Here is a 24,899-nt window from a genome sequence, read left to right as displayed (position 1 = left end):
GGACTTCCTTATCGGTGCGGGCCGACACGGCCCGAAAGGGTGTTGCGGACGATCAAGCGGGAATGACGGTGACGCTCTGCGGCACGAAGCCGACGGACACCGCGTCGCCAATGACGCGAGGCGTGTCCACGTCGAGCGTGCAGGCGAACAGCGTGATCTCGCGCCCGCCCAGCGTCACGGCGACCTCATACTCCATGTGATCGCCCAGATAAGCGGCGTAGAGGATGCGGCCTGGAACGCCGCCGCTCCCCTCGCCCACCGCCGCCAACTGGATGGCGTGCGGGCGGACGGCCAGTTCGACCGGCCCCTCGGCCACGTCGCGGTGCGGCAGGATCAGCGAGGCCGCGCCGACCTTGAAACGGCCAAGCCCGCCGTCGCGCGCCTCCAACAGCGCCGGAACGATGTTGGCGTCGCCGATGAAGTCGGCGATGAAACGGCTGGCCGGGCGCTCGTACAGGTCGCGCGGCGAGCCGTCCTGCGCGATCTTGCCGCCCGCCATCACGATGATGCGGTCGGACACGGCCAGCGCCTCTTCCTGGTCGTGGGTGACGTAGACGACGGTCAGTTTCAGGCTTTGCTGAAGCTGGCGGATGTCCTCGCGCACCCGGCGGCGCATCTTGGCGTCCAGGTTGGACAGCGGTTCGTCGAACAGCAGGACGCGCGGCTCCAGCACGATGGCGCGGGCCACGGCGACTCGCTGCTGTTGGCCGCCGGACAATTCGCTGGGCAGGCGCTTTTCCAGACCGGCCAGACCGACCAGTTCCAGCTTGGCGCGCGCGGCCTCTTCGGCCTGCCTTTTCGCCATGCCGCCCACCACCAGCCCATAGGCGACGTTGTCGAGAACCGACATGTGCGGGAACAGCGCGTAGCTCTGGAACACCATGCTGACGTCGCGTTCGGCGGCGGACCGGGTGGTGACGTCCTCCCCGCCAATCAGGATGCTGCCGATCGAGGTCTGCTCCAACCCGGCGATCATCCGCAAGGTGGTGGTCTTGCCGCAGCCCGATGGGCCAAGCAGCGTCACCAGCGTGCCGGTTTCGATGGAAAAGCTGACGTCGGTCACGGCGGTGAAGGCGCCGTAGCGCTTGGTGACGGCGCGGAACTCCACCGCCGGGCGGTTGACGGGAGAGGCGGGGGCGGGCGTTCCCAGCGGAACGGAGGTCGGAAAATGGGTCATGCGTTGACCTTCGAGGCTGAAGAGCGGACGGACAGGGCGGAGGCGCGGCGGCCAAGGCGGCGTTCGCCGACCAGCAGTTGGATCATCAGCAGCGCCAGCACCATGATGGCGATGAGGACCGAGGAATAGGCGATGGCCAGCCCATATTCGCCGACCTCCGCCCGCCCGACGATGTAGGCGGTGGCGAGGTTGTATTTGGCCGTGACCAGGAAGATGACGGCGCTGACGCTGGTGATGGCGCGGACGAAGCTGTACACCATGGCGGTGACGATGGCCGGGCGCAGCAAGGGCAGGATCACCCGGCGCAGCGTGGTGAAGGACCGCGCGCCCAGCGTCAGCGACGCTTCGTCCAGGCTCTTGTCGATCTGGCTCAGCGTGGCGATGCCGGCGCGGATGCCGACGGGCATGTTGCGGAAAACAAAGGCGATGATGAGGATCAGGCCGGTGCCGGTCAGCTCGATGGGCGGCGTGTTGAAGGCCAGGATGTAGCTGACGCCGATCACCGTGCCGGGAATGGCGAAGCTCAGCATCGTGATGAACTCGAACGCGCCGCGCCCGATGAAATTCTGGCGAACCAGCAGATAGGCGGTCAGCAGCCCCAGCGCGGCGGTCAGCGGCATGGCGACCAGCGACACCCCCAGCGTGGTGAACAGCGAATCCCAGGCGGAGCCGCTGAACCACCAGCCGTTCGGGCCATGCTCGATCCCGAAGGCGGTCTGGTAATGGATCAACGTCGGGGTGTTGTCGCGCCCCAGACTTTTCAGGAAGCCGCCGACCAGGATGGTGCCATAGACCAGCAGGGTCAGCGCCGTCCACACAGCCGCGATGGAGGTTGCGGCCCAACGCACGCCGGTCGGCAGCGGGCTGGCCAAACCGGCGTCGCCCTTGCCCGACACCGTCGTGTAAGACCGGCGGCCCAGCCACAGACGTTGCGCCAAAAAGGCCGACAGGGTGAAGGACAGCAGGATGATCGCCAGCACCGCCGCCCGGCCCTGATCCTGCGCGGCGCCGACCACGGCGAAGAATATCTTGGTGGACAGCACGTCGAAATTGCCGCCCAGCACCAACGGGTTGCCGAAATCGGCCAGGCTTTCGATGAAGGAGATCAAGAAGGCGTTGGCCAGACCGGGGCGGATCAACGGCAGAGTCACCGTGCGGAACGTCACCCACGGGGTGGCGCGCAGGGTTTGCGAGGCTTCCTCCAACGTCGGGCTGACGCCTTGCAGCACGCCGACCAGCACCAGGAAGGAAATCGGCGTGAAGGCCAGGACCTGCGCCATCGCCACCCCCGGCATGCCGTAAATCCAGCGCGAGCGGGGAATGTCAAACAGGCTGGACATCAGGTCGGTGACGACGCCCGCCCGCCCGAACAGCAGGATGATGGCCAGACCGATGACGAAGGGCGGGGTGATGACCGGCAGGATCGACACCAGACGCAGCGCCGCCTTGAAGCGGAAGCCCGTGCGCACGGCGATCAAGGCGAAGGCCAGCCCGCTCACCGTGGTCATCAGCCCGACCACGGTCGCCAGCGCCAGCGTGTTCCACGCCACGCCGCACACGCTGCCCGCCCCGGTGACGCAGCCCAGGCCCCAGATTCCGCCGTCGGTCAGCTTGTCGAACAGCCCGACCAACGTCAGATGACCATCATTGTCCTGCACCGCCGACAGCAGAATGCGGATGACCGGATAGCCGACGAAGACCAGGATCGACCCCAGCACCAGACCGATGGACGACACGATGAAGACGTCGCCCTTGCACCAGCCGCGCAGCGCCAACCCATGCGCGCACAAAACCAGCGCGGTCACGGCGTAGAGCGCCGCGCCCAACCCCAAACCGGGCTGGGCGACCGCCAAACTTTCCAGCGCCAGCCACCCAAGCCCGCCCAAACCGGCGCCGATCAACCAAGCGGCGCGCGGGCGGCCCTGCGGGTCGCGCCCCAACGCCCCGACCAAACCCGCCAACAACGGCAGCGCCAGCGGCAACAGCCACCACCGGCCAAGAAGCAGCCCCTGAAGCAGCGCCGAACCGCCGCCCGCGTCGTTGGAGCCGGTCAGCCAGGGGGTGGGCCAGCCCTCGGCGATGTGCCAGGGCAGCAGCAGAACCGCCGCCCAGCCCGCCGCCAACCAGAAACCCAGACGTCGTTGCATGATGGGGACCGCCTATTTCGACAGGGACTTGATCTCGCGGTCCCACTTGCCGAGCAGGCGGGTGCGTTCGGCGGTCGAGCCGTAGCGCGCGAAGTCGTAGGAAATCAGCTTCATCTTGTCGATGCGCGGCGCTTCCGGCGGAATCGGCGCGCCCGCGTTGCTGGGGATCTGGTAATTCTTCACCTTGGCGCCCAGCGCTTGGGCTTCCGGCGTCAGCGCCCATTCGTAGAAGGCCTTGGCCGTCTCCATGTTGCGCGCGCCCTTGATGATGCTCATGGAGCCGATTTCGTAGCCGGTGCCTTCGCACGGCGCGACGATGGAGACGGGGGCGCCCGCCAGAACCTCGGTCAGCAGATCATGCTGGAAGGCAATGCCCACCATGGTTTCGCCCTGCGCCGCCGATTTGGCCGGAGCGGCGCCGGATTTGGTGTATTGGTTGACGTTCTTGTGCAGCTTTTTCATGTAGTCGAAGGCCGCATCCTCGCCCATCAACTGCACCAGCGTCGCCAGCATGGTGTAGGAGGTGCCGGACGAGTTGGGATCGGCGACCTGAATTTCGTCGCGGAAACCCGCGCCGATCAGGTCGGACCAACAGGCGGGCGGCGTCAGCTTGCGCTTGGCCAGCAGGTCCCGGTTGTAGCCGAAGCCCAACGCGCCCATGTAGATTCCGACGGTGCGGTGTTGGGAGTTTTCCGCCTGCTTCGCCGCCCAACTGTACAGCTCGTCCAGCTTGTTGGATTTGTAGGATTCGGTCAGCCCTTCCTCGGCGGCCTGCAAATGCGGATCGCCCGAACCGCCGAACCAGACGTCGGCCTTGGGGTTGGTCTTTTCGGCGCGGAGCTGCGCGTAGACCTCGCCCGAGCTTTTGCGGGTCATCAGCGTTTTGATGCCGGTCTGCCGCTCGAACGAGGTCACGGCCTCGCGGCACCAATCCTCGTTGACCGAGCAATAGACGACCACCTCGGCGGCGGTCGCTGTGGCGGGAGCAAGGCCCGCTGCGGCGCCAAAGGCCGTCAGCGCGCCGGACGCCAACAGCGCCAGACGGGACAGCGACGATTTGACCGTCCAGCGGCGGCGGTTGTTGCGATGCATGGGGTTCCTCCCAAAGAATTCGGTGTGTTTGGCTCCAGCGGCGGGCGGCGTTCGAGCCATCGTCCGCGTCCGATTGAGCCGGACGCGGACGACGGCGCGGCGTCGTCACAAACGGACGGGGGGAGCGGCCCCGCCCACGCCGCGACCGGACAAGTCATCCGGTGGGTTGGGGTTGGTCGTTGCACGCGCGTTCATTCGCCAACCAAGCTATTCGACCTCCCAATCACTGTCAATCCCTCGGCGCGCTCGCTATGGAAAAAATATTCTATCGGTGATGAACGCGAGGAAACACGCCAATTTCAACCGTCAGGATCCACAGCAGGGCGCGGTCCACTCCGCCGCGCTTGGCCTTCGCCCGGCGCGGACAGCGCTTCCTGTGTAGAACAGTCACCGTTTATGCACGCGCGTGCAGTGCAAAACCGCCCGCCCCCATCCCTCTCGCCACGGGCGGCTTGCGAAGCGGCGCGCTCTCGGTTCAGAATCGCCCTGGACCGAAAAGCGTCGGCAATCAACAGGATCGGTGGCCTCTGTGAAATCGCGTGTGACCGCCCAGCATGTCGCCGACAAGGCCGGAGTGTCGCGATCCGCCGTGTCCCGTTGCTTCGGCGACGGGCTGGTGTCCGACGACACCCGCAAGCGGATCGAGGCGGCGGCGGAGGCGTTGGGCTATCGTCCCAACGCCATCGCGCGGTCCCTGACCGGGCGCAGCACCGGGCTGGTCGCCCTGCTGCTGGCGGAAATGGAAAACCCGCACGTCGATCTGGTGTTGAAAAAGCTGCTGCTGGCCATCGCGGAGGCCGACAAGCGCGCCCTGGTGATCCCGGAAACGCCCCGGCAGGACGTCACCGAATCGACCATGCACGCGCTGGATTATCAGGTGGACGCCATCATCGTGGTCGGCGGCACGGTGTCCGACCGGGTGGTCGGGCAATTGCGGGCGCTCGACACCCCGGTGTTTCAGTTTGGCCGCCAGTTGGACGGGTTGGGCGGCGTCGCCTGCGACAGCCATCTCGGCGGGTTGCTGGGCGGCCAATTCCTGATCCGCAGCGGGCGGCGGCGGATCGCCTACATGACCAAGGCGTCACAAACCGATTCCAACCAACGCCGCCGCGCCGGACTGGCGGCGGCGCTCGACGCCGCCGGGTTGCCGCTGCTGGAGGAGCATTCCGAAGAGAACAGCTTCGAGGGCGGTTACAACGCCGCGACCCGGCTGTTCGCCCGGCTGGAGCGGCCCGACGCGCTGTTCTGCTTCAACGACATGTTCGCGTTGGGCGCGCTCCAGGCCGCCGCCGCCTTCCGGCTGCGGGTGCCGGAGGATGTGGCGATTTTGGGCTTTGACGACATCCCGATGGCCGCCTGGCCCGCCTTTGGCCTGAGCAGCCTGCGCCCGAATCTGGACGCGCAGGTGGCCCGCCTGATGGCGATGATCGCCGAGGTGTGCGACGGCGCGCCGCCCCGCCGCACCGTCGATCTGGTGGTCCCGGAACTGGTGATCCGTCGCACCGCCTGCTGACAAACGCCAAAAGCCGGGCAGGAAAGGCTCCCCGCCCGGCTCATGATCCGCTTTGGCTTTAGAAAGTCAGAACGCTGCGCAGCAGCGCCACGTTTCCATTGTCGTTCGGGCTGCCGGTGGCGGTGGTCGCCGCCTTGTCGCTGCGGGCGCGGACATGGTCGTACTGCGCCTGAATCAGCAGGCCGGGCGCGACCTGATAACCGACGCCCAGTTCGATCACGTCCAGCTTGCGGGCGCCGCGCAAGGCGTAAGATCCGGCGTCCTGGCCATAGACATAGCCGCCGCCCAGGGTCCACGGCCCGGCGACGTATTGAACGCCGACGTTCCAGCCACGGGCGCTGTCGCGGAAGGGGGCGTAGGTGGAATTTTTGTTCTGCCCGCTCTTCCCGTAATCGACATAGCCCGCGCCCAGGCTGAACCCGGCGTAACCGACCCGCCCGCCGATCTGGAAGGCCCGCAAATCCTGATAGCGGTCCAGCGCCGAGCTGCTGGCCGACGCCTTGCCCAGATTGTAGGCGGCGCTGGCCGCCACATCGACGCCGTCAAAGCTGTTCTTGTAATGCAACCCCAACTCGACGATGTCCTGGAAATTGGTGGTGGCGCCGCCGTTGGCCGTGCTCGCCGCCTTCACCAGGTTGACGTCGGTGGCCGTGCTGTCGTTGCGCGGAGTGTAGGACAGACCAGCCTGCAAACCCGCAAAGCGCGGCGAGTAATAGACGATTTTGGTCGAGGTGCCCTGCACGGTGATCGAGTGTTGCAAGGCCGATCCCGCCCCCGGCGCCACCGCCAGATCGGTTCCGGCGTAGCGCCCGTTGATGAGGGTCGGGCTGCCCGGCAACCAGGCGGCCACCCCGTCGGAACTGGCCAGCGGCAGATAATCAATCGGGCGCGCCACCCAAACATCGTCGTTGTACGAATTTACCATGCCCAACCGGACCATGCCGAAGGAGCCGTTGGCGAACAGGAACGCCCGGTCGGCGTCGGTGGAACCCGTGCCGGAACTGGCGCGGACGCGCAGCCGCGCGCCATACTCCAACCCATTGTCGGCCTTGGCCGATGGGGTGAAGACCAGACGCATGCGGTTGCGGAATTCGGTGGAGCGCAGACCATTGTCGCGGTCTTGGCTGACGAATCCCGCTTCGGTGTAGGCGTCGCCGCCGATGACCAGTTTGAACGGTTCGGCGGCACGGGCGCCGCCGGAGAGCAGAGCCAACATGGCGGTGGTGGTCAAGGCAGCCGCAAGGGTGCGGCGGTTGGCCGGAATCATGGTTCCCCCAGAATCAGGAATGCGCGGGTCCGTCCGCCGACCAAGAACGCCGAGCGTGGCGCGGCAAAGCCGCCCCCGAATCCGCCGAAGCCACGGCGGCGCAGGTGATTGTTGGCAGACCCGTTGCGTTGAGAAGCGGCGCTCACCGGCGCACAAGGCCGGGCGCACATCCGTGTCAGCGCGACGGGCGTGACGGCCCATCGCGGACGCCGGTCTGGGACGGCTCAATCATTCCAGAAACCGGGCAGTATTAGAATATTGATTCTTTTTTGCGGTGTAAAGCGGCTTTTCCATTCCACGCCGATCATCGGCGGCGGATGGCTCTTCCAGGATCCCTCACGCCCCGCTCTTCACAGAAAAGTGTCCGTGCGTGATTTGCCGGGCGCGGCGTCCCGCCCTATGGTTATGACCTGACCTTTTGGATTGGGAGAGACCCGATGCTGTTCAAATTCCCCACCGCTTCGCAGGCCCGCGAGGACGAGGTGACGCCGCGCGCGCTGTTCCTCTCCCGCCGCAGCCTGATCGGTGGCGGCGCGGCGGCCTTCGCCGTCGGCGGCATGGCGGGCTGGCCCAGTCTGGCCGACGCCGCGACCTTCCAGGTTCCGACCACCCGCAAGCCCGCCGACGTGGCGATGGACGCGGTGACGCCGATGAAGTCGGCGACCACCTACAACAACTTCTACGAATTCGGCACCGGCAAGTCCGACCCCGCCGATGGGGCCAAGGCGCTGCGCACCCGCCCGTGGGAAATCGTCATCGATGGCGAGGTCGCCAAGCCGATCACCATCGGCATCGACGATCTGCTGAAATTCTCCATGGAGGAACGCATCTACCGCCTGCGCTGCGTCGAAGGCTGGTCGATGGTCATCCCCTGGGTCGGCTTTCCGCTGGCCGAGTTGTTGAAGCGGGTGGAGCCGACCGCCAACGCCAAATACGTCGCCTTCCAAACCCTGTTGGATCCCGAACGGATGTACGGGCAAAAATCCTGGGTGCTGAACTGGCCCTATGTCGAGGGGCTGCGGCTGGACGAGGCGATGCACCCGCTGACCCTGATGGCCGTCGGCATGTATGGCGAGACCATGCCCAACCAGAACGGCGCGCCGATCCGGTTGGTGGTTCCGTGGAAATACGGCTTCAAATCCATCAAGTCGGTGGTCAAGATCTCGCTGGTCAAGGAACAGCCGCCGACCGCCTGGAACCGCTCGCAACCGCGCGAGTACGGCTTTTTCTCCAACGTCAATCCCGACGTCGATCACCCGCGCTGGAGTCAGGCGACCGAACGGCGGGTCGGCGATTTCTCCCGCCGCAAGACGCTGCCCTTCAACGGCTATGGCGAGGACGTCGCGTCGCTGTACAGCGGCATGGATCTGCGGGCGAATTTCTGACCATGACCAACACGCCCGCCAGCGCCGTCCGCCGCGCCACCGACCCGCGCCAGATCGCCAACGCCGCGCTGTCGTCGCGCTGGGCCAAGCCCATCGTCTTCGCCCTGGCGCTGGTCCCGCTGTTCTGGACCGTCTGGCTCGCCTACAGCGGCGAGTTGGGGGCCGAACCGATTCTGGAAAGCGTCAAGCAGAGCGGGCTGTGGGCCATACGCTTTCTGTTGATCGCGCTGGCGGTGTCACCGCTGCGGATGTTGACCGGGGTGGCGGCGCTGGCCCGGTTTCGCCGGATGATCGGGCTGTTCGCCTTCTTCTACGCCAGCGTTCATTTGTCGGTCTATGTCGGGCTGGATCAATTTTTCGACTGGCCCGCCATCGGCAAGGAAATTCTCAAGCGCCCCTACATCACCATCGGCATGGGGGCCTTCGTCATCCTGTCGGCCCTCGCCGCCACCTCAACCAACGGCATGGTCAAGCGGATGGGCGGCAAGCGCTGGCGGATTCTGCACAAGGGCGTGTTCATCGCCGGGCTGGCCGGGTGCCTGCATTTCATCCTGCTGGTCAAGGGCTGGCAGACGTCGCCGCTGGTCTACGCCGCCCTGTGCGTGGGCTTGCTGGCCTTCCGCCGCTGGCCGTTGCGCCTGCCGACGACGCGGGCGCGCCAACGTTTGGCGCCGGGCCTGTGATCGGTCGTCTGTGATCGGCTACTCCCCAGCCATCATCACGGCGCCAACGCCCGCCAGATCGTTGGCGGCCTCACGCGCCCGCAGCGCCTCGCCGATCAACAGAAGCGTCGGCCCTTTGCCCGCCGCCACGCCGTCCGCCGCCATCGCGCCCAGCGTCGTCCAGAAACGGCGCTCGTCCGGGCGGCAGCCATTTTCCACCGCCAGAACCGGGGTGTCGGCGGGCAAACCGGCCCCGGTCAGCCCGGCCCCGACCGCGCGGGCCTGTTCGCGCCCCATATAGATCGCCAGCGTGCCTTGCGGGTCGGCCAGCCGCGCCCAATCCGGCTCGAACCGTTCGCCGTCGCGACCATGGGCGGTGACGAAGGTGACGGCGCGTGACACGCCGCGCTTGGTCAGCGACAGACCGGCGGAGGCGGCGCAGCCCAGCGCGGCGGTGATGCCGGGGATGACGCGCACGGGGATGCCCAGCGCGTCGAGATGGTCGATCTCCTCCCCCGCCCGCCCGAAAATCATCGGATCACCGCCCTTCAGCCGGACGACGCGCCGCCCCAACAGCGCCTGTTGCGACATCAGCGTGTTGATCTGCTCCTGCGGCAGGGAATGACGGCCCGACCGCTTGCCAACGCAGATCCGTTCCGCCGTTGGCGGCGCAAGATCAAGGATGCCGTCGCCGACCAGATGATCGAACAGCACGACGTCCGCCGCCGCCAGCGCCTTCACCGCCGCGACGGTCAACAGATCGGGATCCCCCGGCCCGGCGCCAACCAGGGTGACGCTGCCGACGCCGCCGGGCGAAGACGCGCGCGCCGCCACATCCGATCCGCGCCGCATCCCCCTCACCCCGGCCCTCTCCCCGGGGGGGAGAGGGAACAGGCGGAACCCGAACAAGCCAAAGCCGTTACGCCACTTCGCGCTGAACCGCATGACGAAGCACCTCCTTGAGTTCGGGAACGCAGGATCCGCAGTTGGTTCCGGCCTTCAGCGCCGCGCCGACCGCTTCGACGCTGGTCAAGGATTGGTCGCGGATGGCGGCGATCAGGCGGTTGACGCCCACGCTGAAACAGGAACACACGATCCGCCCGTCGTCGGCCTTCGCGCCGGGGGCGCGGCCCGCCAGCAGGGCGGCGCGGTCGCCGTCGTCCAACCCATCGCGGTCCAGCAGACCGGCCAGCCAGTCGCGGCCCGGCAAACGCCCGTCAGCGCTGACGAACAAACAGGCCTCCAGCCGGTCGCCGCGCAGCCACGCCGTCCGCTGGTTGCCGCGCGCGGCGTCGCTGAAGTTGATCGCCGCGCAGCCGTCCGGCGCGAACTCGGTCGCAAAGTCCGGCGCAAAGTCCGGCAGCGGCCCGTGTCCCGCCAATTCGATCAAATGACCGCCCGCCACCGCCCGGCGCGCCCAATAGCCATTGTGGGTGGGTTTGACCGGCGTCCGGCTCAACAAAAAGGCGGTCCAGGCCGGGACATAGGGCAGCACCGTCGCGGGCATCCGCTTCAAATCGGGCTGGCCGGAGAGCGGATCCACCGCCTCGTCGTCGATCAGGCGACCGATGACGCAGGATCCGGTGAAGGCGTCGGTCCAATGCATCGGCAGGAAGGCGGTTCCCTCCCGTTGCGCGTCGGTCACGCGGACCCGCGCCAGCGCCTCCCCCGCAACGCTGGTGACGCGGACCAAGCCGCCGTCAACAATCCCGCGCGACGCGGCGTCCGCCGGGTGCAGATCCAGGCAGGGTTCGGGGGCGTGCGCCGACAGCCGGGCTGACAGGCCGGTGCGGGTCATCGTGTGCCACTGGTCGCGCAGCCGCCCGGTGTTCAGCAACAGCGCGCCATCGGGCAGCGTGCGCGGCAAGGCCTTCGTCGTCACCGGGACGAAGCGCCCCCGTCCGTCGTCGGTGAAATAATGATTCTCGGTGAACAAACGCGCCTGCGGCTGCCCGCCCGCCCGCCACGGCCAGGGGAACGGGGCCAGCGTATCAAATTCAGCGTCGCTGACCTCGGCCAGCGCGCCGATGTCGAACGCCCGCCCCGACGCGCCGTCATTCTCGAATCCCGACAAGGCGGCGTGCTCGCGGAACACGGCGGCGGCGTTGTCAAAGCCGAAACCGTCGGCGAAACCCATGCGCCGCGCCACTTGGGCGATGATCCACCAATCGGGCCGCGCCTCCCCCTCCGCCGCGCGGAAGGCGCGCTGGCGGGAGATGGTCCGGTCGGAGTTGGTGACGGTCCCATCCTTTTCGCTCCACCCCGCCGCCGGAAGGCGGATGTGGGCCAAGCGTCCGGTGTCGGTGTCGGCGATGCAATCGGACATCACCACGGTCGGGCATTTCGCCAGCGCCCGGCGGACCCGGCCCGCGTCGGGCATGCTGACCGCCGGGTTGGTCGCCATGATCCACACGGCCTTCACGCTGCCGCGTTCGATGGCGCGGAACAGATCCACCGCCTTCAACCCCGGCTTGGCCGCCACGCGCGGCGCGTTCCAAAAGCGGCGAACCCGGTCGATATCCTCGACCGTGAAGCCCATATGAGCCGCCAATTGGTTCGCCAGCCCGCCGACCTCCCGCCCGCCCATGGCGTTGGGCTGGCCGGTGACGGAGAACGGCCCCATGCCCGGTTGACCGATCCGCCCGGTCAGAAAATGGACGTTCAGGATGCTGTTGACGGTGTCCGTGCCTTGGCTCGACTGGTTGACGCCCTGCGAATAAACGGTGACGAGCCGCTCCGTCGTTGCGACTTCAGCGTAGAAGTCGGCGACCTCCGCTTCGCTGAGTTTGCAACGCCGGGCGACGGCGGCGATGTCGGGGGCGTCGGCGCGGGCGGCGGCGAGCGCGTCCTCCTCGCCGTTGGTGTGGCGACCGACAAACACGGCGTCCGTGCGGCCCATCGCGTGCAAATGGACCAAAAGCCCGTTGAACAGGACGGAATCCGTGCCCGCCGCCAGCGCCAGATGCGAATCCGCGCCATCGACCGACGCGGTGCGGCGCGGATCGACGACGATGATCCGCGTGCCGCGCGCCGCCTTGGCCGCCAGCAAACGCTGATTCAGCACCGGATGGCACCAGGCGAGGTTGGAGCCGACCAGCACCACCAGATCCGCCGTTTCAAAATCAGCGTAGCTTCCCGGCACCGCGTCGGCCCCGAAACCGCGCTTGTGCCCAGCCACCGACGAGGCCATGCACAGGCGCGAATTGGTGTCGATGTTGGCCGAACCGATGAAACCCTTCATCAATTTGTTGGCGACGTAGTAATCCTCGGTCAGCAATTGGCCCGAAACATAGAAGGCCACCGAGTCCGGCCCGTGCTGGGCGATGGTGTCGGCGAAGCGCGTTGCGACTTCAGCGAGGGCATCGTCCCAACCGACGCGCCGCCCGTCGATCTCCGGGTGGAGCAGCCGCCCGCCGCCGTCAGCGTCGCGCACCAGCGTTTCCGCCAGCGCCGACCCTTTGGAGCAGAGCCGCCCCCGGTTGGCCGGGTGGTCGGCGTCGCCGCGCACCGTCACGCGGTCATCACCCTGGTCATCCGCCGTCACGGTGGCGACGACGCCGCAGCCGACCCCGCAATAGGGGCAGGTGGTCTTGACCTCCCGCCCGACAACCACCCTTGGCGCGCCGGGGGCTGGCTCCGGCCCGTCAAACATGGCAGCCCCCTTTGCAACCGCCCTGCGCCGGCGCCGCCAGCCCCAGCGCGACGGAGATCGCGCCATTCTCCACCCGCACCGGGATGTGACCGGCCCGGCCCTCGTCGGGGGCGACGGCCTCGCCGGTCGCCAGATCGATCACCCAATTGTGCAGCGGGCAGGTGACGCGGCGGCCATGGACGATGCCCTGCGACAACGGCCCGTTCTTGTGCGGGCAGCGGTCTTCCAAGGCGAACACCGCGTCGTCCGCCGTGCGGAACAAGGCGACGTCGCCGCTGGCGGTGCGGACCACGCGCGCGCCCAAAACCGGGATGTCGGCCACCGCGCCGACGCTGGTCCACACGGCGTCATCGGGAAGAACGGAAAGGATCTGGTCCATGTGTCTTACCCCACCTTGGCGAGCAGCGAGAATTCGTGACGGTCCACGCCCTTGGCCGCGCGTTCGGCCCATGGATCGTCTTGCGAGAAGCTTTGCGAGAACAGGAAGCGGGCGTGCAGCGCCTTGCGCCCCTCCGGGTCCTCGACCAGCGCTTGCTTGATGTGGTCCAGCCCAACCCGTTCGACCCACGGCGCGGTGCGCTCCAGATAGCGGGCCTCTTCGCGGTAGAGCTGCATGAAGGCGCCGGTGTATTCCAGCACCTCCTCTTCCGTCGCCACCTTGGCCAGCAGGTCGCAGGCGCGGACATGCAGGCCGCCGTTGCCGCCGACATGCAGCTCATAGCCGCTGTCCACGCAGACGACGCCCAGATCCTTGATCGTGGCCTCGGCGCAATTGCGCGGGCAGCCCGACACCGCCAGCTTGACCTTGTGCGGCGTCCAGGTTCCCCAGGTCATCCGCTCCAGCTTCACGCCAAGCCCGGTGGAATCCTGCGTGCCGAAGCGGCACCATTCCGACCCGACGCAGGTCTTCACCGTGCGCAGACCCTTGGCGTAGGCGTGGCCGGACACCATGCCCGCCGCGTTCAGATCCGCCCAAACGGCGGGCAGATCCTCTTTCTTCACGCCGAACAGGTCGATGCGCTGGCCGCCCGTGACCTTCACCGTGGGGATGGCGAATTTGTCCACCACGTCGGCGATGGCGCGCAGTTCCGACGCGCTGGTCAGCCCGCCCCACATGCGCGGCACCACCGAATAGGTGCCGTCCTTCTGGATGTTGGCGTGGGCGCGTTCGTTGATGAAGCGCGATTGGTAATCGTCGGCGTATTCGCCCGGCCACGCGCACAGCAGGTAATAGTTCAAGGCTGGGCGGCAGGACGCGCAACCGTCCGCCGTCGTCCATTCCAGCGCCTGAAACACCTCCGGCATCGTGCGGAGGTTCTTGGCGACGATGGCGGCGCGCACGACGTCGTGGCTGTGCTGGGTGCATTTGCACATCGGCTTGACCGCCGGTCCCGCCTTGAAGGCGTCGCCCGCCGTCACCGCCAACAGCCGCTCCACCGTGCCGGTGCAGCTTCCGCAAGAGGCCGAGGCCTTGGTGTGGGCGCGCACCTCGTCCAGGCTGGTCAGGCCCTTGCTCGTGATCGCCTGGACGATGGTTCCCTTGCACACGCCGTTGCAGCCGCAAATCTCCGCGCTGTCGGGGAGGGCTGCAACGGCGGCGTTAGGGTTTCCGGCGTCGGCTCCCCCAAACCCCTGTCCGAAGATCATGGTGTCGCGCTCGCCGCTGACGTCGGCCCCGTCCTTCAGCAGCGAGAAGTACCAACCGCCATCCTTGGTGTCGCCGTAGAGCACCGCCCCCAGCAGCTTGTCGTCCTTTAGGACCAGGCGCTTGTAAACGCCGCGCGCGGCGTCGCGGAAGACGATCTCCTCGGTTCCCTCGCCGCCCGAGAAATCCCCGGCGGAGAACACGTCCACGCCCGTGACCTTCAGCTTGGTCGAGGTGACGGAGCCGGTGTAGGCGCTCTCGCCATCCGCCAGCGCGTCGGCCAGCACCTTCGCCATCTCGAACAGCGGGGCGACGAGGCCCCAGGTGACGCCGCGATGCTCGACGCATTCGCCGACCGCGAACACCGCCGGGTCGCTGGTGCGCATGGCGTCGTCCACCCGGATGCCGCGCCCGCACTCCAACCCCGCCGCCTTGCCCAGCGCCATGTTGGGGCGGATGCCGACCGCCATCACCACGATGTCGGCGGGAAGCTCCGTCCCATCCTTCAGCCGCACCGCCTCAGCCCGCTCGCCGCCCATGATTTCGGCGGTGTCGGCGCCGGTCAGCACGGTGATGCCGCGCCGTTCCAACTCCCGTTGCAGCAGCATGCCCGCCGACGGGTCGAGTTGGCGTTCCATCAACGTCGGCATCAAATGGATGACGGTGACGTCCATGCCCTTGACGCGCAAGCCGTTCGCCGCCTCCAGCCCCAGCAGCCCGCCGCCGATGACCACGGCGCGGCCCCCCTTGGCCGCCGCCGCCAGCATCGCGTCCACATCCGCCAGATCGCGGAAGCCGATGACGCCGGGCAGGGTCGATCCCGGCACCGGAATGATGAAGGGCATGGAGCCGGTGGCCAGCAACAGCCGGTCATAGCCCACCACGCGCCCGCTGGCCGACGTCACCGTTTTGGCGGCGCGGTCGACGCTCTCCACCGGCTCCCCGGTCAGCAGGGTGATGGCGTTGTCCTCGTACCAAGCCCGGCTGTTCAGCACGATCTGGTCAAAGGTCTTTTCGCCCGCCAGCACCGGCGACAGCATGATCCGGTTGTAGTTGGGCAGCGGTTCCGCGCCGAACACGGTGATCTCGTAGCGGTCCGGCGCCTTGGCCAGCAGCTCTTCAACCGTGCGCATTCCGGCCATGCCGTTGCCGACGACGACCAAACGTTCCTTGCGCGGCGCGTCCTGCGCGGCGATCCGCCCGTCGGGCGATGAGAGCGGGTGATGCATGTCCATGGCGTCTGCCTCGTCTCGTGTCCGCCCGGCCATGTCGGCGGGGCGCGGGGCTAAAAAAATGGCGTCCGAACGGGCGGGCGTTCCCGGCGCTAAAGCCGGGGGCCAACCTGATCGGACGCCGTTGTCCGGGCGGTTCGTCGTCGAACCTTGGCCGAAATCCGCGCCGCGTCGCCCGGATCCGGCCCTGTGGCGGTCGCTGGCGACGTTGCCAGCCTCCGCCCTTGTCTCGCTGCTGTCTCGCCGCTCTCTTCGCAAGGGACGTGCCAAACGGCGAAAAGCACCCCGGATCCAGACGGCGGCGGGCGCAACGCCAGCGTTTCCGCCACAGACGGGTTGACCGGCGGCCTGATGCTTAGGCGCCTGTTTTATGCCCATGCTTAGGTATTGGTTAGAAAACAGCCACACAGGCGTTTGTGCGCTGCAAAATTCATCACTTGGTATGGGGCCACCCTGCGAGAAGCCATACCTTCCGCCGATCAACTCGCCCAAAAACCAAGCCTTCCCGCCAATTCCGCAAAAAACCAATCCTTTGGCATGAGGCTTGCGAAGGATGGGCCGAGAGACGCGCCAACGACGGTGCGCATCCCGAAGCGTCCAACGTTGGACCAGTCACCGGCAACGCCGCCGACCCCGGTTTCTCCCGGCCTTTCCCAAGGCTTTGGAGACCGATCCAACGGGACGCGTTCCTGGGATTTCCGGCCATCGCGCCGCTGCCCAAAAAACAGCCCTTTCGGATCGTCCCGCCGGTGTCGCCGCCCGCCGCCTGATGGTCCGCCGCTTTTGTCCGGCATTCTGAGATGGAGCAACCGACGTGATGACCGCCCTTCCCTTCCGCACCCTGCTCGCTTCCGCCGCCGCCGCGATCGCCCTTTCGGCAAGCATCCCCGCTTTGGCCGCCCCGCTGAAGGTCGAGAAGGAGCAACTGAAGCTCGGCTTCATCAAGCTGACCGACATGGCCCCGCTCGCCATCGCCGCCGAAAAGGGCTTTTTCGAGGATGAAGGCCTGTCGGTCACGCTGGAGCCGCAAGCGAACTGGAAAGTCCTGCTCGACCGCGTGATCTCCGGCGAGTTGGACGGCGCCCACATGCTGGCCGGGCAGCCCTTGGGCGCCACCATCGGCTTTGGCACCCAGGCGCATGTCGTCACCGCTTTTTCCATGGACCTGAACGGCAACGGCATCACCGTGTCGAACGAGGTCTGGCAAAAGATGAAGGCCAACGTGCCGAAGGGGGCGGACGGCAAGCCGCAGCACCCGATCAAGGCCGACGCGCTGAAGCCGGTGATCGCCGAATACCGCGCGGCGGGCAAGCCCTTCACCATGGGCATGGTCTTCCCGGTCTCCACCCACAATTATGAACTGCGCTATTGGCTGGCGGCGGGCGGGATCAACCCCGGCTTCTACGCCCCCAACGACGCCTCCGGCCAGATTCAGGCCGACGCGCTGCTGTCCGTCACCCCGCCGCCGCAGATGCCGGCGACGCTGGAGGCCGGGACCATCTTCGGCTACGCCGTGGGGGAACCGTGGAACCAGCAGGCGGTCGCCAAGGGCATCGGCGTGCCGGTCATCACCGACACCGAAATTTGGAAGAACAACCCGGAAAAGGTCTTCGGCGTCACCGACGGCTGGGCGACCAAGAACCCCAACACGCATCTGGCCGTGGTCAAGGCGCTGATCCGCGCCGCCCAATGGCTGGACGAAAACAACAACGCCAACCGCGCCGAAGCGGTCAAGATCCTGGCCAAGTCGGAGTATGTCGGGGCCGACGCCAAGGTGATCGCCAATTCGATGACCGGCACCTTCGAGTATGAAAAGGGCGACAAGCGCGACGTTCCCGATTTCAACGTCTTCTTCCGCTACAACGCCACCTACCCCTTCTATTCCGACGCCGTCTGGTATCTCAGCCAGATGCGCCGCTGGGGCCAGATCGCCGAGGCCAAGCCCGATTCCTGGTACGACGAGACCGCCCGCAAGGTCTACAAGCCCGAGATTTACCTGAAGGCCGCCAAGCTTCTGGTGGAAGAGGGCAAGGTCAAAGAGGCCGATTTCCCCTGGACCAGCGACGGCTACAAGCCCGCCGACGCCGGATTCATCGACGGCATCCCCTACGACGGCCGCAAGCCGAACGATTACCTGAACCAGCAGCCCATCGGCCTGAAGGGCGCCCAAAAGGTCGAGGGTGGGCAGTTGGTGGGGGGCTAACCCTTCTCCCGCCGCTCTCAAGCCCCCTCCCTAACCCTCCCCCGCCTTGAGGCGGGAGAGGGGACTGCCGCCGCCCTCCTGAAAGGCCCCCTCTCCCGCGCAGCGGGGGAGGGCTGGGGAGGGGGCCAGCCAAAGGAACCAACCACCATGACCAGTCTGACCGACGCCGCCCCCTCCGACCTCGCCCGCGCCCAGCGCAAGGCTCGCCGCGCCCACGCGCTCAACCGCGTCGCCTCCGGGCTGACCGCCATCGGGCTGGGCTGGCTGGCCCCGCTGCTGCGGCTCGCCGCCGGTGAAAACCCCCGCGTCCAGGCCGTCGAGCTGTGGCGGCAAATGGGCATTCCGCTGACCGCCATCCTGCTGTTCCTCGCCGCTTGGGCGTGGGCCGCCCCGCAGGTCCACACCAGCCTCGGCGCCATTCCCGGCCCGGCCCAGGTGTGGGAACAGGCGACCAACCTCTACGCCGACCACAAGGCCGAACGCGCCAAGGAGGCCGCCTTCTACGACCGGCAGGCCAAGCGCAACGCCGAAACCCTGGCCAAGGATCCAGCGGCGGAGGTCCGAATCCGTCCCTACGCCGGGAAGCCGACCTACCTCGACCAGATTTTCACCAGCCTGAAGACGGTCTTCACCGGCTTTCTGATCGGCGGGTTGATCGCCGTGCCGCTGGGGGTCGCCTGCGGCCTGTCCCGCACAGTCAACGCGGCGATGAACCCGCTGATCCAACTGTTCAAGCCGGTGTCGCCGTTGGCCTGGCTGCCGCTGGTGACGATGGTGGTGTCGGCCACGGTGTCGAGCGACAACCCGACCTTTGACAAATCCTTCCTCACCTCCGCCATCACCGTCACGCTCTGTTCGCTGTGGCCGACGCTCATCAACACCGCCGTCGGCGTGTCGTCGATCGACAAGGATTTGATGAATGTCGGCAAAGTGCTGCAACTGTCCGGCCTGACCATGGTGCGCCGTTTGGTCCTGCCCTCCTCCCTGCCCTTCATCTTCACAGGTCTGCGCTTGTCGCTGGGCGTGGGCTGGATGGTGCTGATCGCGGCGGAAATGCTGGCGCAGAATCCCGGCCTTGGGAAGTTCGTCTGGGACGAGTTCCAGAATGGTTCGTCCAACTCCTTGGCCAAGATCATGGTCGCCGTCTTCACCATCGGCCTGATCGGCTTCCTGCTCGACCGCGTCATGCTGGCCTTCCAAACCGCCGTCACCCACACCGGCAACCGCTGACCTCTCGCTCCCGGAGACAACGACCATGGCGATTCTGGAACTCAAGGGCGTTTCCAAGTCCTACGGCGCGACCAACATCCTGCGCGACATTGATCTGACCATCGCGGAGGGGGAGTTCGTCGCCATCGTCGGCTTTTCCGGCTCGGGCAAGACGACGCTCATCAACCTGATCGGCGGCTTGACGACGCCCGACAGCGGCGAGGTTCTGATGCGGGGCGCCCCGGTACGCGGCCCCGGCCCTGAGCGCGGCGTGGTCTTCCAAAGCTACTCGCTGATGCCGTGGCTGAGCGTGAAGGAGAACGTCGCGCTGGCCGTCGATTCCGTCCACAAGGACAAAAACGGCGGCGAGCGCGGCGTCTTGACCCGGCGGGCGGTGGAAACCGTCGGGCTGGGCCACGCCGCCGACCGCCGCCCGAACGAACTGTCGGGCGGCATGCGCCAGCGCGTCGGCTTCGCCCGCGCGCTGGCGATGTCGCCGGACATGCTGCTGTTGGACGAACCACTGTCGGCGCTCGACGCGCTGACCCGCGCCAAATTGCAGGACGAGATCGAGGCGATCTGGCGCAAGGACCGCAAGACCGTCATCCTCATCACCAACGACGTCGATGAAGCGATCCTGCTGGCCGACCGCATCATCCCGTTGACGCCCGGCCCCGGCGCGACGCTGGGTCCGGCCTTCACCGTCGATCTGCCCCGCCCGCGCGACCGAACCGCCGTCAACCACGACCCGGATTTCAAGCGGCTGCGCGCCGCCGTCACCGCCTATCTGATGAACGCCGGGATCGCGCGGGCGGCCAGCGGCGGCGACGATCTGCCCCTGCCCGACATCCGCCCGATCACCGCGTCGGAACCGCCCAAGGCCTACCGCGCCGCCCAGGCGAGCAGCGTGGTGGATGAGCGCTATCTGGAATTCACCCGGCTGACCAAGACCTTCGCCACGCCCAAGGGGCCGTTGACCATCGTGGACGGCTTTGACCTGAAGATGCGCAAGGGCGAGTTCGTCTCGTTGATCGGTCATTCCGGCTGCGGCAAATCCACCGTCCTGTCGATGGTCGCCGGTCTGGCCGGCGTCACCAGCGGCGGCATCGTGCTGGACGGCAAGGAGGTGACGACCGCCGGTCCCGACCGCGCCGTGGTCTTTCAGGCCCCCAGCCTGTTCCCCTGGCTGACCGCCTATGAAAACGTCATGCTGGGGGTGGAGCGCGTCTACCCCCACGCCAAGCGGGCCGAACGCGCCGACATCGTGCGCTATTACCTCGCCCGCGTCGGCTTGGGCGACAGCATGGACAAAAAGGCGGCGGAGCTGTCCAACGGCATGAAGCAGCGCGTCGGCATCGCCCGCGCCTTCGCCCTGTCGCCGAAGTTGCTGCTGCTCGACGAGCCGTTCGGCATGCTCGACAGCCTGACCCGCTGGGAGCTGCAAGAGGTGCTGATGGAGGTGTGGGCGCGCACGCAGGTGACGGCGGTCTGCGTCACCCACGACGTGGACGAGGCGCTGTTGCTGGCCGACCGCGTGGTGATGATGACCAACGGCCCGAACGCCCGTATCGGCCATGTGCTAAAGGTGGACATCCCCCGCCCACGCACCCGCCAATCGCTGTTGGAGCACCCGCGCTATTACGAATACCGCGCCGAACTGCTGGACTTCCTGGAAGGCGCCCACCACAGCGCGCCCAAAAAAGCGGCATGAAGCGGCGCCGCGCGCCCTCCCTCCCCCGCTGAGGGAGGGAGGGCGCGCGGCGCCAACCAAAAGTCCCGGAAGCAAAACAGGATTTGCGTATCATCGCAACGTCAGCGCGTTGAAAGCACAGCCTGTTTCCGCGCTTTGTCGCCAATTCAGCGGCCCGACGCACGAGCGTTTTACCACCCTTGCGCACCGCGCGCCAAGCCGCTCAATGGCCCGCGCTTGATGATCCAGACTCACAGGGCGGAGGAGGACTTCCACCAATCCATCCCGGCGTCGTGGGCGTGCGGCTCGATGGCGGCAAGCTCCTCGGCGCTGAAGGCCAGATTGTCCAGCGCGCCCAGCGAGTTTTCCAACTGCCGGACCGAGCTGGCTCCGATCAGCGACGAGGTCACGCGCGGGTCGCGCAGCGTCCAGGCGATGGCCATCTGCGCCAGCGTCTGGCCACGGGTCTCGGCGATCACGTTCAGCGCGCGGATGCGGGCCAACAGCGCCTCGTTCGCCGCGCTGGCCCCCAGCGATCCGCCCAGACGCTTGGCGCGGGCGTCGTCCGGCACGCCGTTCAGATAGCGCGACGTCAGCAGCCCTTGCGACAGGGGCGAAAAGGCGATGCAGCCGGTCCCCAGCTCTTCCAGCGTGTCCAACAGGCCATGCTCGATCCAGCGGTTGAACATGTTGTAGTTCGGCTGATGGATGAACAGCGGCACCCGTTCCTCCTTCAGGATCGCGGCGGCCTTGCGCGTCAGTTCGGGCGAATAGCTGGAAATGCCGATGTACAGCGCCTTGCCCTGCCGGTGCAGATGCGCCAGCGCGCCCATCGTTTCTTCCAGCGGCGTCGTGGGATCGACGCGGTGGGAGTAGAAGATATCGACATAGTCCAGCCCCATCCGCCGCAAGGACTGGTCAAGGCTGGCGATCAGATATTTGCGGCTGCCGCCGATGCCGCCATAGGGGCCGGGCCACATGTCCCAACCGGCCTTGGAGGAGACGATCATCTCGTCGCGGTAGGGCCGGAAATCGCTGGCGAGGATCCGACCGAAAGTCTCCTCCGCCGAGCCGGGCGGCGGGCCGTAATTGTTCGCCAGATCGAAATGGGTCACGCCCAGATCGAAGGCGCGGCGCAGAATGGCGCGGCCATTTTCAAAAACATCGGCGCCGCCGAAATTGTGCCAGAGGCCCAGCGAAATCGCGGGCAGATCGATGCCGCTTCGGCCCGTGCGGCGGTAGACCATGCCCGAGGCGTAGCGGTTTGGCGCGGCTGCGTAGTCCATGACGGATCTCCCAAAAGGCAACGCCCCTCAGATGGACCAAGCCCGCCGCGCGCGCAACGCCATCACCATGAGCCAGGATCAATGATGGGTTGAGCGCAGATACACGATGCGGTCAGCCACCGCCGTCCATCGCCAACGGGGGAAGCCCCTGCTGTTGCCGAATCAGCGCGATCAGCAGGCGCATCCCCGGCGGAAGCTGGCGGCGGCTCGGGTAATAGATCATGAAGGGTGGGCCGTCCGACCGCCATTCGGGCAACACCAGCTCCAAACGGCCGCTGGCCAGATGGTCGCCGACCAGCGCCTCCAGGCAATAGGCGAAGCCGATGCCGCCCAGCGCCGCTTCGATGGTTTGCTGGCTCTCGTTGGCGCAGAGCGGCCCCCGGACATCGACCCGGCGCAGTTCCTCCGCGTTGCCCAGTTCCCAGGCGTAACGGCTGTTGTCGCCCAACCGCATCTCGACGCAGGGCCGTTGCAACAGCTCCTCGGGCGATTGGGGCCGCCCGACCCGCGCGATCAGCGCCGGCGCCCCCACCACGATCCAAGGCTGCGGTCCCGACAGGGCGACGCCGATCATGTCCTGCGGCACCCGGTCGCCGTAGCGGATGCCCGCGTCGAACCCTTCGGCGACGATGTCGATCATGTGGTCGTCGATGGTGATGTCGAGCGACATGCCCGGATACAGCTCCGCGTAGCGCGGCAACGCCGGGGCCAGAAGATGCCGCGCCGCGTCGCGCAACACATTGATCCGCAACCGCCCGGACGGGGCGTCATGCTGGCTGGTCAGCGTGGCCAGCGCGTCGCCGATCAGCCGCAACGCCGCCTCGATCTGCGCCGCCAACGCCGCGCCGACCTCCGTCGGCGTCAAAGACCGGCTGGTGCGGTTGACCAGCCGCACCCCCAGATCCGCTTCCAGCTTGCGCAAGCGGTGGCTCAGCGCCGAACTGGTCAGGCCCAGCTCGTGCGCAGCCTGCTTGATGCTCTGCCGCCGGACGATGGTGGCGAAGACGCTGAGGTCGGCCAAACGGGAACGATCAAACTGCATGGGGGCCGGACTCTGTCGCCAACAGGAACGCCGGATCAGACAATGCGGCGCTGTTTCGCAGAGAAGCACAGCCAAGCCAACACCACCAGCCCACCGGCGACCAGGAAGCTGATCCGCATGCCGTTGGCCACCGCCTCCGGCCCGGCGCTGGCGACGTCGCCGGTGGCCAGCGCGAACACCGCCCCCATCACCGACGCCCCCGACACCAGCCCGAGATTCCGCGACAGAGTCAGCAGGCCCGACGTCACCCCGCGCCGATCCGGCGGCACATCCATCATCACGGCGGTGTTGTTGGCCGCCTGGAACAGTTGATAGCCGGGGGTCAGCAGCGCGATGGCGGCGACGTAGCCCGCCACCCCCAACCACCCCGGCAACAGCGCCAGCGCCACGGCCCCCACCACCGCCAAGACCAGCCCCGCCGACACCATGCGGTCGGCCCCGAAGCGGTCCACCAACCGCCCGGCGGGCACGCCGCTGAAGGCCGACGCCACCGGCCCGCTCGCCAACACCAACCCGACCAGCGCCTCGCTCAACCCCAGCGAACGGGACAGGAAGAAGGGGCCGACCACCAGCGTCGCCATCATCACCGTGGACACCAGCGCGTTGGCGGCGAGGCTGGCGCGGAAGGCCCGATCCCGGAACAAGGCCAGCGTGACCAGCGGAGCCTTGGCCCGCGCCTCGACCCGCAAGAACAGCCCCAACCCGACCGCCGCCGCCAGCAGCAGCCCCACCCCGGTTGACCCGAAATCCGTCCGCCCAATCGTCATCGCCAGCGCGTAGGCCGCCAGCGTCAGCGCCAACAGCAGCGTTCCGGCGACGTCGAAGGCCGGACGTTGCCCCGGCGAACGCGGTTGGTCGGCGGGCAGGCTGCCGCGCGCCAACACCCAGGCCAGCACCCCCAACGGAGCGTTCACCAGGAACAGCGCGGGCCAGCCCGCCACGGCGAGCAGCGCGCCGCCCGCCGATGGCCCCAGCGCCGTGCCGATGGCCGACATCGTGCCAAGCAGCCCCATGGCGCGCCCCGTCCGCGCCTTTGGCACGCTGTCGCCGATCATGGCGATGGTCAGCGCCATCATGACGGCGGCCCCCATCCCCTGCACCGCCCGCGCGGCGATCAACAGGCCCAGAGTGGGCGCGACGCCGCACAGCAGCGACGCGGCGGTGAAAACCGCCACCCCACCCAACAGCAGACGGCGGCGGCCCAGCCGGTCGCCCAACCGCCCGGCCCCGACGATCAAACAGGTGATGGCCAACAGATAGGCCAAGACGATCCATTGCACGTCCTGGAAGGACGCGCCGAAGCTCCGCGCCAGGGTGGGCAGACCAACATTCGCGCTGCTCGCCCCCAACGAGGACAGCAGAGTCAACAGGCAGAGGCTGACAAGCGCCCGGCGCTCCCGCCCCGTCGCCGCGCCATCCGGGCCGGGGGAGGGGGCGGGCGGGTCCGTGGGATTCCTCATCGCAAACACTCCGACATCATGGGCGCCGGGGTCTGTGATCCGCCCCGGCCTGACCGTTGCCCCCAACCTAGCCCCGCCCCGAACGGCGGCGGAACGCGCGTCGGGCGCAGGAAGTGGATGCGCGCGACGCCACATCCCCAACCGCCGCCCGCCCCGCCGTCGCAGGGCCATCGCTCAAACGCTTCTGCATCCATGAAAGCCCTTCTCCCCTTGCGGGAGAAGGGTTGGGATGAGGGG

General features: G+C 67.4%; 17 protein-coding genes. 6 read left to right on the top strand and 11 right to left on the bottom strand.

Going from position 1 to position 24,899, the window contains the following annotated elements; translation table 11 throughout:
- Nucleotides 1-52 precede the first annotated feature (52 nt).
- From D3877_RS22715 to D3877_RS22705, 3 genes are read right to left on the bottom strand one after another with little or no spacing between them, the layout of a single operon-like run.
- Nucleotides 53-1,177, bottom strand: a complete 1,125-nt coding sequence (locus D3877_RS22715) for an ABC transporter ATP-binding protein (RefSeq protein ID WP_119833025.1) — start codon at nt 1,175-1,177, stop codon at nt 53-55.
- The gene (locus tag D3877_RS22710; RefSeq protein ID WP_119833024.1) at nt 1,174-3,324 is read right to left on the bottom strand and encodes an ABC transporter permease; all 2,151 of its coding nucleotides are present in this window, start codon (nt 3,322-3,324) and stop codon (nt 1,174-1,176) included. The genes D3877_RS22715 and D3877_RS22710 overlap by 4 nt, the downstream gene beginning before the upstream one ends.
- 12 nt (nt 3,325-3,336) lie before the next feature.
- Nucleotides 3,337-4,416 carry an ABC transporter substrate-binding protein gene (locus tag D3877_RS22705; RefSeq protein WP_119833023.1) on the bottom strand — a complete coding sequence of 360 codons (1,080 nt, stop codon included), beginning with the start codon at nt 4,414-4,416 and terminating at the stop codon, nt 3,337-3,339.
- Between the two features lie 529 nt (nt 4,417-4,945).
- Here D3877_RS22705 and D3877_RS22700 point away from each other — a divergent pair.
- Nucleotides 4,946-5,929, top strand: coding sequence for a LacI family DNA-binding transcriptional regulator (locus D3877_RS22700; RefSeq protein WP_158599969.1), 984 nt, complete (start codon nt 4,946-4,948; stop codon nt 5,927-5,929).
- Between the two features lie 58 nt (nt 5,930-5,987).
- Here D3877_RS22700 and D3877_RS22695 read toward each other — a convergent pair whose 3' ends face one another.
- Nucleotides 5,988-7,196, bottom strand: a complete 1,209-nt coding sequence (locus D3877_RS22695; RefSeq protein WP_119833021.1) for a porin — start codon at nt 7,194-7,196, stop codon at nt 5,988-5,990.
- Between the two features lie 437 nt (nt 7,197-7,633).
- On the opposite strand from D3877_RS22695, the gene msrP reads away from it, so the two are divergent.
- Nucleotides 7,634-8,581 carry a protein-methionine-sulfoxide reductase catalytic subunit MsrP gene (msrP, locus tag D3877_RS22690; protein ID WP_119833020.1) on the top strand — a complete coding sequence of 316 codons (948 nt, stop codon included), beginning with the start codon at nt 7,634-7,636 and terminating at the stop codon, nt 8,579-8,581.
- A 2-nt stretch (nt 8,582-8,583) separates the two neighbouring features.
- Nucleotides 8,584-9,264 (top strand): protein-methionine-sulfoxide reductase heme-binding subunit MsrQ, encoded by a 681-nt coding sequence (locus tag D3877_RS22685; protein WP_119833019.1) that lies wholly within the window; start codon nt 8,584-8,586, stop codon nt 9,262-9,264.
- 18 nt (nt 9,265-9,282) lie between these two features.
- On the opposite strand, the gene cobA is transcribed toward D3877_RS22685, so the two are convergent.
- From cobA to nirB, 4 genes are all read right to left on the bottom strand, one after another.
- Nucleotides 9,283-10,095 carry a uroporphyrinogen-III C-methyltransferase gene (gene cobA, locus D3877_RS22680; protein WP_238475032.1) on the bottom strand — a complete coding sequence of 271 codons (813 nt, stop codon included), beginning with the start codon at nt 10,093-10,095 and terminating at the stop codon, nt 9,283-9,285.
- Between the two features lie 67 nt (nt 10,096-10,162).
- A complete protein-coding gene (locus tag D3877_RS22675) occupies nt 10,163-12,895 on the bottom strand; it encodes a nitrate reductase (RefSeq protein WP_119833017.1) in 2,733 nt (910 codons plus the stop codon).
- Nucleotides 12,888-13,274: a nitrite reductase small subunit NirD gene (gene nirD / locus D3877_RS22670; RefSeq protein WP_119833016.1), complete on the bottom strand. Its 387-nt coding sequence runs from the start codon at nt 13,272-13,274 to the stop codon at nt 12,888-12,890. The genes D3877_RS22675 and nirD overlap by 8 nt, the downstream gene beginning before the upstream one ends.
- Before the next feature lie 5 nt (nt 13,275-13,279).
- Nucleotides 13,280-15,769, bottom strand: a complete 2,490-nt coding sequence (gene nirB / locus D3877_RS22665; RefSeq protein ID WP_238475042.1) for a nitrite reductase large subunit NirB — start codon at nt 15,767-15,769, stop codon at nt 13,280-13,282.
- Between the two features lie 820 nt (nt 15,770-16,589).
- Here nirB and D3877_RS22660 point away from each other — a divergent pair.
- From D3877_RS22660 to D3877_RS22650, 3 genes are all read left to right on the top strand, one after another.
- Entirely contained in the window at nt 16,590-17,975 is a 1,386-nt protein-coding gene (locus D3877_RS22660; protein WP_119833014.1) for a CmpA/NrtA family ABC transporter substrate-binding protein, read from the top strand.
- A 147-nt stretch (nt 17,976-18,122) separates the two neighbouring features.
- Nucleotides 18,123-19,205 carry an ABC transporter permease gene (locus tag D3877_RS22655; protein WP_119833013.1) on the top strand — a complete coding sequence of 361 codons (1,083 nt, stop codon included), beginning with the start codon at nt 18,123-18,125 and terminating at the stop codon, nt 19,203-19,205.
- A gap of 25 nt (nt 19,206-19,230) precedes the next feature.
- Entirely contained in the window at nt 19,231-20,895 is a 1,665-nt protein-coding gene (locus D3877_RS22650; RefSeq protein ID WP_119833012.1) for an ABC transporter ATP-binding protein, read from the top strand.
- Nucleotides 20,896-21,125: 230 nt separating this feature from the next.
- Here the strand turns inward: D3877_RS22650 and mgrA are convergent, their stop codons facing one another.
- The 3 genes from mgrA to D3877_RS22635 form a co-directional block, all read right to left on the bottom strand.
- The gene (gene mgrA / locus D3877_RS22645) at nt 21,126-22,160 is read right to left on the bottom strand and encodes an L-glyceraldehyde 3-phosphate reductase (RefSeq protein ID WP_119833011.1); all 1,035 of its coding nucleotides are present in this window, start codon (nt 22,158-22,160) and stop codon (nt 21,126-21,128) included.
- Nucleotides 22,161-22,272: 112 nt separating this feature from the next.
- Nucleotides 22,273-23,202 carry a LysR family transcriptional regulator gene (locus D3877_RS22640; RefSeq protein ID WP_119833010.1) on the bottom strand — a complete coding sequence of 310 codons (930 nt, stop codon included), beginning with the start codon at nt 23,200-23,202 and terminating at the stop codon, nt 22,273-22,275.
- Between the two features lie 35 nt (nt 23,203-23,237).
- Nucleotides 23,238-24,662 carry an MFS transporter gene (locus tag D3877_RS22635; protein WP_119833009.1) on the bottom strand — a complete coding sequence of 475 codons (1,425 nt, stop codon included), beginning with the start codon at nt 24,660-24,662 and terminating at the stop codon, nt 23,238-23,240.
- Nucleotides 24,663-24,899 lie beyond the last annotated feature (237 nt).

It is taken from the genome of Azospirillum cavernae (genome assembly GCF_003590795.1).
In the GTDB taxonomy this organism is placed as follows: Bacteria; Pseudomonadota; Alphaproteobacteria; order Azospirillales; family Azospirillaceae; genus Azospirillum; species Azospirillum cavernae.
Note: the sequence above shows the minus strand (reverse complement) of the source record. Positions and strands in the feature narration are given on the sequence as shown.

What these genes read in the sequence shown, in the direction of transcription:
- D3877_RS22715 (WP_119833025.1), bottom strand. Translation starts at nt 1,177, where the DNA reads ATGACCCATTTTCCGACCTCCGTTCCGCTGGGAACGCCCGCCCCCGCC.
- D3877_RS22710 (WP_119833024.1), bottom strand. Translation starts at nt 3,324, where the DNA reads ATGCAACGACGTCTGGGTTTCTGGTTGGCGGCGGGCTGGGCGGCGGTT.
- D3877_RS22705 (WP_119833023.1), bottom strand. Translation starts at nt 4,416, where the DNA reads ATGCATCGCAACAACCGCCGCCGCTGGACGGTCAAATCGTCGCTGTCC.
- D3877_RS22695 (WP_119833021.1), bottom strand. Translation starts at nt 7,196, where the DNA reads ATGATTCCGGCCAACCGCCGCACCCTTGCGGCTGCCTTGACCACCACC.
- msrP (WP_119833020.1), top strand. Translation starts at nt 7,634, where the DNA reads ATGCTGTTCAAATTCCCCACCGCTTCGCAGGCCCGCGAGGACGAGGTG.
- D3877_RS22685 (WP_119833019.1), top strand. Translation starts at nt 8,584, where the DNA reads ATGACCAACACGCCCGCCAGCGCCGTCCGCCGCGCCACCGACCCGCGC.
- cobA (WP_238475032.1), bottom strand. Translation starts at nt 10,095, where the DNA reads ATGCGGCGCGGATCGGATGTGGCGGCGCGCGCGTCTTCGCCCGGCGGC.
- D3877_RS22675 (WP_119833017.1), bottom strand. Translation starts at nt 12,895, where the DNA reads ATGTTTGACGGGCCGGAGCCAGCCCCCGGCGCGCCAAGGGTGGTTGTC.
- nirD (WP_119833016.1), bottom strand. Translation starts at nt 13,274, where the DNA reads ATGGACCAGATCCTTTCCGTTCTTCCCGATGACGCCGTGTGGACCAGC.
- nirB (WP_238475042.1), bottom strand. Translation starts at nt 15,769, where the DNA reads ATGCATCACCCGCTCTCATCGCCCGACGGGCGGATCGCCGCGCAGGAC.
- D3877_RS22660 (WP_119833014.1), top strand. Translation starts at nt 16,590, where the DNA reads ATGACCGCCCTTCCCTTCCGCACCCTGCTCGCTTCCGCCGCCGCCGCG.
- D3877_RS22655 (WP_119833013.1), top strand. Translation starts at nt 18,123, where the DNA reads ATGACCAGTCTGACCGACGCCGCCCCCTCCGACCTCGCCCGCGCCCAG.
- D3877_RS22650 (WP_119833012.1), top strand. Translation starts at nt 19,231, where the DNA reads ATGGCGATTCTGGAACTCAAGGGCGTTTCCAAGTCCTACGGCGCGACC.
- mgrA (WP_119833011.1), bottom strand. Translation starts at nt 22,160, where the DNA reads ATGGACTACGCAGCCGCGCCAAACCGCTACGCCTCGGGCATGGTCTAC.
- D3877_RS22640 (WP_119833010.1), bottom strand. Translation starts at nt 23,202, where the DNA reads ATGCAGTTTGATCGTTCCCGTTTGGCCGACCTCAGCGTCTTCGCCACC.
- D3877_RS22635 (WP_119833009.1), bottom strand. Translation starts at nt 24,662, where the DNA reads ATGAGGAATCCCACGGACCCGCCCGCCCCCTCCCCCGGCCCGGATGGC.